A 7,081-nucleotide genomic window follows, 5' to 3' on the forward strand; every position below is an offset into this window, starting at 1 on the left:
AATGAATGCAACCACTATCATAAGCTTTGTCCTGTTTACAGGAATTGTTGCCATCATTGCTTGGCTAAAAACAAGAAAGCAAAAGATTACAACTCTAAATGGTTTATTTTTAGCCAATAGAAAACTTGGTCCTTTATATATAGGAGGCGCGTTGCTGTTTGCCAATATTAATACAGCCAATATTGTAGGCGAAAATGAATTGGTATATACCAATAATATGAGTGTGATGGCATGGGGGGTAACTTCTGTAATTGCGATGCTGATCGTTTCGGAATTCTTTATGCCCATCTATCTTCGTACCGGCATCGCAACAACTCCTGATTATCTTGAAGCAAGATATGACAGAAGTACAAAGAGGATTGTTTCTTTAGTTTTTCTGATAAGTTACATGGTTAATCTATTACCCTCTGTATTATATAGTGGGGCAGTCGCCTTCAACGGATTATTCCATTTTTCAGAAATATATAAATTAGATGATTGGACAACTATTTGGATTTTAGTGTGGGTAATGGGTTGTGTTGGTTGCTTATATGCAGTTTTAGGCGGATTAAGAGCCATCGCCGTATCAGATACTTTATTAGGTATTGGCATCTTTGCGGGAGGAATATTGATACCTTTTTTAGGGCTAAAATTTCTCGGTAATGGTAGTTTATTAAATGGCCTTCATAAAGTATTATCTTCTCAAACAGCACACTTTAACAGTATCGGCTCTTCTACAGATTCTATTCCTTTCTCAACGATTTTTACCGGGATGCTGCTGGTAAATCTTTACTATTGGGGCACGGAACAATATATTGTACAACAAGTCCTTGCCTCCAAGAATTTAGCATCTTGTCAAAAGGGAATTACTATTGCAGGTTTTGGTAAAATATTATCTATCCTGTTACTTAATATTCCCGGTCTTATAGCGGTGCATCTTTTCACTCATTTATCCAACACCGCAGAAGTCTTTCCAAAAATGGTTACCCTGGTTTCTCCACCCTTTATTAGCGGATATATAGCTGCCATTGTGTTTGGTGCGGCACTTACTACTTTTAACGCCGGATTGAATAGTTCAAGTACCTTGTTTGTTCTAAACATCTACCAACCGTGGTTAATAAAAAAAGGAAGAAATGCGGAAGAAAGAAAACTTTTAAAAGTAGCCAAATGGTTTGAATTACTAACTTGTTTTGCTGCCATGACAATCGCACCTTTTATTCTATTTGCTAAAAGTGGATTTTATAATTATGTGCAGATGATTAATGGTTTTTTTAATGTCCCCATATTCACAATTATATTGATTGGCTTTATTACCAAAAGAGTCCCCCCTATCGCGGCAAAGGTCGGCCTCATTTTTTTTATTATCAGCTATGGTCTTTCTCAAACTATATGGAATACACATATCCATTTTCTGCATTTGCTTGCTATTCTATTTGTAATTACCTCATTAATTATGCTCGTAATAGGCAGATGCTATCCAATGAAAATCCCTTATCGCCAAAAATTGAACAACAAGGTGGATATAACCCCGTGGAAAAATAGGTATCGGTATGCGTTTATATTAATAATATTGGTCGTGGCATTATTTTTTATCTTTTCTCCCGCCGGTCTGGTGAAGACAAATTAAGATCTCCTCTATACCATTAACACAAATTCAAAAATTAAGTAAAATAAGCAGGCCGACATTTTCTGATACAGTAAGTGCTGCTTTTGAGCAACAACGGATTAGATATAAAAACTCGATCCCAATTTGCAAGAACACAAATTAGCTAGAACCAGCTGCAATTTTAATAGCGACGAAAGTGTTGAAATGCGCTGAAATGATGTCGCGATCTGTTCCTTACGCGACAAATAATAAGTATTTTTGTCGTGATAATTAAAATTGCGACAGAGACAAATCAAAAGACAAACGATATGGATGACATCCTTCAAATCCTTGCCAAGTTTGCCTACAGTCTCTCAATAGAAGTATCGAAACCAGACTCAATCATCATGATCAACTAAGAACACTGCAAAGACGTTTGAAAGAATTAACATCAAAAAAAATAATTACGACCGTTAAGGGATAGCCCATAAAGTATCAGCTTGCAGTAAGCATTGAAATTCCTGTACTGCCTGATGGCCTAACCGATATAAAAACGCGGCCTTCTAGGCTAATTCAATAGAAAATATTTACCTTTTGCATACTACTTTTTCATTATTTTATAATGACTCGGTGCGCACCCCATAATTTTGCTAAACTGTCTAGAGAAATAAAACGCATCCTCATATCCAACCTTTTGCGCAATCTCTTTTATTTTAAGGGAGCTTTGGTCAAGTAATTGACAAGCGTAATGAATTTTCAATTGTATAAAATACTCAATTGGTGATCTGCCTGTTTCTTTTCTAAACAAGGCGGAAAAATAAGAAATAGAATAGCTGAAATGTGTGGCAATATTTTCAACAGTAAGGGGTCTTTCAATGTTAAGCTTAAGGAACCTAACCGTTTTAGTCACCAGATCCTCTTCAACTTGTCTTTCAATACTAATTGGAAAGACAAACAAAGACAAGAAATGATAAAGGCACATATTCGCATAGCCAAAATTCTCTCTAGTATATCCACTCTTTATGGCATAGTACATTTGTTCCCAAAGCTGTATAATTTGTTCGTTATATCTAATGTCAATGGCGCAATTAAATCGAGTAGCATCATTCATCTTATTAAATTCGGCCAGCTTTTCGCCGCTGAAGTGTATCCAATAAATGGTCCATGGGTCATTAATATCAGCCTGATAGCGGTGCGCTATGCCCGCGGGTAAAACCGTATATTGATTGGCATTTAATTCAAAGCTTCCTAATGGCGTATTAAAATAACCTTTCCCACTAAGGCAATAAAATAAAATATTATCTGCACATCCTTTTTTCCTTTCTCTAAAATGAAAAAAAGCTTTCGGGAAAAACCCAATATGCGTAAGATAAAGCGATTTTAAAAATTCCCCTTGACAGATATATTTATCCAATATAGCAACGGGAATATTAATTTGTTTTTCCCCCACAAAACCATCTTTTAGCTTTACGATTTTCCCCATTATTCGTTTATAAAGTAGGTATGTAAAATATAATAGTCCATATACTGGATCAAATTATTCATATTTTAGATAAAGCTAAGTATTTGTATCGAGCATGTACAAATACTTCCTAAAAGATCAAGTTTGGAATAGATTTTTATCTCCCAAACCAAAATAATAGGAAAGTCCATTATTTTAATAAGATATGCCATTGCGAACAAGTGTTGCCTCATATAATTTTGTGGTCTGCTTGAAAGTAGAATTTTCAGGCAAAGAAATTATTAAAGCAATAAATCATCGTGCAATAAATCAACATCCAATGTCCTTATTAGAATCTAAAGTAATTTTCCTTACAGGTGGAACAACCGGAATTGGATATGAATGTGCAAAAGCCTATTGTGAACAAGGAGCTTTGTTAGCCATTGTCTCCAATGATGAAAAACAAGTGCAAGAAGCCCTTGAAAGATTAGGAAAAAATCATCTCGGTATTGTTGCGAATGTGTCAATAGCTAAAGATGTTAAAAGGGCCATTGAACTAACCGTCGACAAATATGGTCGAATTGACGCCATTCATAATAACGCTGGCATTTCCGAGCCGTCCAAAACCATTGAAGATACCGATGAAGAAGAATGGAATAATGTCGTAAATGTAAATTTAAAATCTGTTTTTCTCACCGCTAAATACGGGATAGAGTGGTTGAAAAAATCTAAAGGGTGCATTTTAACTACAAGTAGTTTAGTAGGTGAAATAGGCCAAGAATACCATGCCGCATACGCCGCAACCAAAGGGGGAATAAATGCTTTGACAAAATCCATGGCATTGGATTGTGCAAAGCACCATATACGCGTAAATGCAGTATGTCCCGCAGGCGTGTGGACACCTATGCTTCGAAAATGGAGTACCGAGCAGTCCAACGCATCATCAATTGAAAAATATTTAGACGACATACATCCTTTGGGGTATTGCCCGGAAGGGGACGTAGTAGCCGATGTTTGCGTATTTTTATTATCCAATAAAGCCCGGTTTATTACAGGTTGCCTTATGCCTGTAAGCGGCGGTGCAGAATTAGGATACAAAAGAATAAACTAAAAATCAATTAAATTATATTATGAAGAAAGTAATTTTCTGCGCCGTGCTTTTTGCTTATTTCGCTTTAGGATTACAGGCACAAACGATAAGTCCTTCCACAAAAACATCTACAACCATTATGAATGGTTTTATGGATTTGCGTTTCGGAATGTTTATACATTGGGGACCGGTAACACTACGCGGTACAGAGATTGGGTGGAGTCGTGGGACTTCTGTCTCTACTGCCGATTATGATAGTTTGTACAAAGAGTTTGATCCAGTTTTATTTAATGCAGATGCCTGGGTAAAAGCGGCCAAAGATGCCGGAATGAAATATCTAACGATTACGGCAAAGCACCACGACGGCTTTTGTCTTTGGCCAACGACCTTTACCAAACATAATATTATGAACTCACCTTATAAGGTCGATATAGTAGGTGCGTTGGCAAAAGCATGCAAGAAACAAGGCATAAAGTTTTGTATCTATTTTACCGTCTTAGATTGGTTTGACCCTAATTACCCCATTCATTTACCGAGTGGTGGAAAAATAGATCCCAAGGCGAACATGGATTATTTTGTAAATCATACGATGAAAGGGGAGTTAAAGGAACTGGTTACGCGCTATCATCCCTATATGTTGTGGTTCGATGGGAACTGGGAAAAGCCTTGGACGCAAGCCTATGCAGTGGAAATGTATAAGTATTTGAAAAGCTTAGACCCCAATGTAATTATTAATAACCGGCTTGGGAAAAGCGATCATATGAAATTAACGCCAACTTCTGTAGGTGATTATAGTACGCCAGAACAAGTAATAGGTGGACTGGATATGAAAAACCCTTGGGAGACCTGCATGACCATTTGCAACCAATGGGCCTGGAAACCTAATGATCAAATGAAATCACTTAAGCAATGTATTCAAACTTTAGCCAAAACAAGTGGCGGTAACGGCAACTTACTATTTAATGTTGGTCCGATGCTAGATGGTCGCATGGAACTCAGGCAGATCAAGCGTTTAAAAGCAATGGGCGATTGGTTAAAAATATATGGAGAAAGTATTTATGGTACTAAAGGCGGCCCTTATGCACCTAACAATACATTTGCTACTACTAGAAAAGGTAACAGCCTTTTTGTACATGTTTTTTCTGATTCAGTAAAGACTATTTCGTTATCCGGATTGAAAAATATCAAAATTTTGAATGCACATTTTATAAATGGCAATAAAGTGCTCTTTCAAAACAATGATGAAAATATCACGCTCCAATTACCAAAGCTGCTTCCCAATGAAAATGATGCAGTGATTGAATTACGTTTAAATTCAAATGCAGAAAACATACCCATCATTACAACAAATTAAACTTCATGATAAAAAGTATTCAGATATCTGATGCAAGGTTTCCATTGAAAGGCGGCGCAGGCAGTGATGCTATTCACAGGAATCCCATATATTCTTATGCTGTTACTACCCTTATTGATGATAATGGCCTTAAAGGAAATGGCTTTGCATTTACTTTAGGAGAAGGCAATGACTTAGTTTGTAAAGCTGCGCAGTTCTATGCACAATGTTTAAAGGGAAAAGATATCGAAGAAATAATGGCTGACTTTGGCACACTCTTTAATCAAATGTCAAACGAACAACAATTTAGATGGTTAGGGCCACACAAGGGTATTGTTCAACTAGCATTAGCTTCGGTTACCAACGCCTGCTATGACTTGTGGGCAAAAAAAAGAGGTGTACCGTTGTGGAAACTACTCATCGATTTATCCCCCGCGCAAATCCTTAATACTTTGGATTTATCTTATCTAGAAGATGAATTAACAAGAGCAGAAGCACTTAGTATATTACAAAGCAATCTTTCCGGAAAAGAGCAGCGGACAAGCATTCTTCAAAAAGGTTATCCAGGCTATGACACCTCCATTGGGTGGTTTAATTATTCTGATGAACAAGTTAAAGAAAATGTTGTCAAAGCAGTAGAAAACGGCTTCGATGCGATGAAATTAAAAGTTGGCGCAAAAGATGCACAAAGAGATATTAGGCGAGCACATATTGTTAGAGAAGCAGCAGGTGACAAAGCCAGAGTAATGTTAGATGCCAATCAACAATGGAATTTACCGCAAGCTATCGCTATTTGTAAGGAGCTTCAATCTATTCATCCATTTTGGATTGAAGAGCCCACACATCCAGACGACATCTTAGCACACAAAACACTCGCAGATGCTATTACTCCAATTAAACTTGCCGTAGGAGAACACCTGCCTAACAGAATAATTTTCAAAAACTATTTACAAACGAAATCTGCGGGTTTTATACAAGTTGATGCCCTGCGGGTTGGTGGAGTAAGTGAATTTATTACGGTAAGCCTTTTATGCAAAAAATATAATATTCCTGTCGTGCCGCATGTAGGCGATATGGGACAGATCCACCAACACTTGGTGTTGTACAACCACATAGCTATGGGACATCAAGCTTTATTTTTGGAATATATTCCGCATTTGCAAAAACAATTTGTGCATCCGGTAAAAGTGGAAAATGGTCTATATAAAATCCCTTTAGAAATTGGTAGTAGTTGCGACTTGATAGGTTATTAATCAGAAAAATATTGTCATGTTAAATCCGATCGACTTAACTATTAGTATTGCATATATTGTTGGCATTTTATTTATTGGACTATGGACCGGTATACGTCATAGAAGAAGGAGTAAAGCCAATGCAGCAGGAGAGTATTTCTTGGCAGGAAAATCATTAAAATGGCCTGCCATTGGCTTAGCATTATTTGCAACCAATATTTCGACTGTCCACCTTGTAAGTCTCGCGCAAAGTGGTTTTGATACGGGGTTACTCAACGGCAATTTCGAATGGATGGCTGCATTTACACTCATATTACTCGCATTATTTTTTGCTCCATTTTATATAAAATCAGGAGTGGCGACTTTACCCGACTTCTTAGAACGCAGATACGATCGATCAAGTCGCGATTGGTTGGCAATT

At 37.1% G+C, this 7,081-nt stretch carries 6 protein-coding genes; 5 read left to right on the forward strand and 1 reads right to left on the reverse strand.

Annotation, left to right across the window (positions count from 1 at the left end; translation table 11 throughout):
• Position 1: 1 nt before the first annotated feature.
• A complete protein-coding gene (locus ACQR30_RS12690; RefSeq protein ID WP_429735659.1) occupies positions 2 to 1,606 on the forward strand; it encodes a solute:sodium symporter family transporter in 1,605 nt (534 codons plus the stop codon).
• 559 nt (positions 1,607 to 2,165) lie between these two features.
• Here the strand turns inward: ACQR30_RS12690 and ACQR30_RS12695 are convergent.
• Complete coding sequence (locus ACQR30_RS12695) at positions 2,166 to 3,047, reverse strand: AraC family transcriptional regulator (RefSeq protein WP_429735661.1); 882 nt, start codon at positions 3,045 to 3,047, stop codon at positions 2,166 to 2,168.
• A gap of 298 nt (positions 3,048 to 3,345) precedes the next feature.
• Here ACQR30_RS12695 and ACQR30_RS12700 point away from each other — a divergent pair, with 298 nt between their 5' ends.
• The 4 genes from ACQR30_RS12700 to ACQR30_RS12715 form a co-directional block, all read left to right on the forward strand.
• Positions 3,346 to 4,116 carry an SDR family NAD(P)-dependent oxidoreductase gene (locus ACQR30_RS12700; RefSeq protein ID WP_429735663.1) on the forward strand — a complete coding sequence of 257 codons (771 nt, stop codon included), beginning with the start codon at positions 3,346 to 3,348 and terminating at the stop codon, positions 4,114 to 4,116.
• 19 nt (positions 4,117 to 4,135) lie between these two features.
• Positions 4,136 to 5,449: an alpha-L-fucosidase gene (locus ACQR30_RS12705; protein WP_429735665.1), complete on the forward strand. Its 1,314-nt coding sequence runs from the start codon at positions 4,136 to 4,138 to the stop codon at positions 5,447 to 5,449.
• Positions 5,450 to 5,454: 5 nt separating this feature from the next.
• Positions 5,455 to 6,681 carry an enolase C-terminal domain-like protein gene (locus ACQR30_RS12710; RefSeq protein WP_429735667.1) on the forward strand — a complete coding sequence of 409 codons (1,227 nt, stop codon included), beginning with the start codon at positions 5,455 to 5,457 and terminating at the stop codon, positions 6,679 to 6,681.
• A gap of 16 nt (positions 6,682 to 6,697) precedes the next feature.
• Positions 6,698 to 7,081: sodium:solute symporter family transporter (locus ACQR30_RS12715; protein WP_429735669.1), on the forward strand; the 384-nt coding region annotated here is incomplete at its 3' end.

The organism is Arachidicoccus sp., assembly GCF_050436765.1.
Lineage (GTDB): Bacteria > Bacteroidota > Bacteroidia > Chitinophagales > Chitinophagaceae > Arachidicoccus.